The organism is Psychromonas sp. 14N.309.X.WAT.B.A12, from assembly GCF_030397575.1.
In the GTDB taxonomy this organism is placed as follows: domain Bacteria; phylum Pseudomonadota; class Gammaproteobacteria; order Enterobacterales; family Psychromonadaceae; genus Psychromonas.
This window is the reverse complement of the sequence record NZ_JAPNXS010000041.1, coordinates 1-510: the sequence shown is the minus strand read 5'-3', so window position 1 is coordinate 510 and position 510 is coordinate 1. Positions and strand designations below refer to the sequence as shown.

At 48.2% G+C, this 510-nt stretch carries 1 protein-coding gene; it reads left to right on the top strand.

The window, feature by feature from the left end; translation table 11 throughout:
• Positions 1-510, top strand: a 510-nt coding sequence (locus OW492_RS16980; protein WP_290041722.1) for an Ig-like domain-containing protein, incomplete at both ends; no start/stop codon positions are given.

Sequence of the window (510 nt, the reverse complement as noted above, 5' to 3'; positions counted from 1 at the left end):
ACGATACAACGCCTGCGTTAAGTGGCACGGTAAATGATAATGATGCCACGGTTGTTGTGACCGTGAATGGCATTGAATACGATGCAACTAACAATGGTAATGGCACGTGGACGTTAGCGGATAATGAATTAGTCGCATTAACCGAAGGTGAAATTGCGGTGAGTGTGGTGGCAACGGATACGGCGAATAACAGCAGTGACGCTGCAACCGGCACCATCACTTTAGACTTAACGGCGCCAACAGTCGCGGTGACGTCAATCACTACAAACGATACAACGCCTGCGTTAACCGGCACAGTAAATGATAATGATGCAACGGTTGTAGTGACGGTCAATGATATTGAATACGATGCTACTAATAATGGCAACGGCACGTGGACGTTAGCGGATAATGAATTAGCGGCATTAACCGAAGGTGAAATTGCGGTGAGTGTGGTGGCAACAGATACGGCGAATAACAGCAGTGACGCTGCAACCGGCACCATCACTTTAGACTTAACGGCGCCAACAG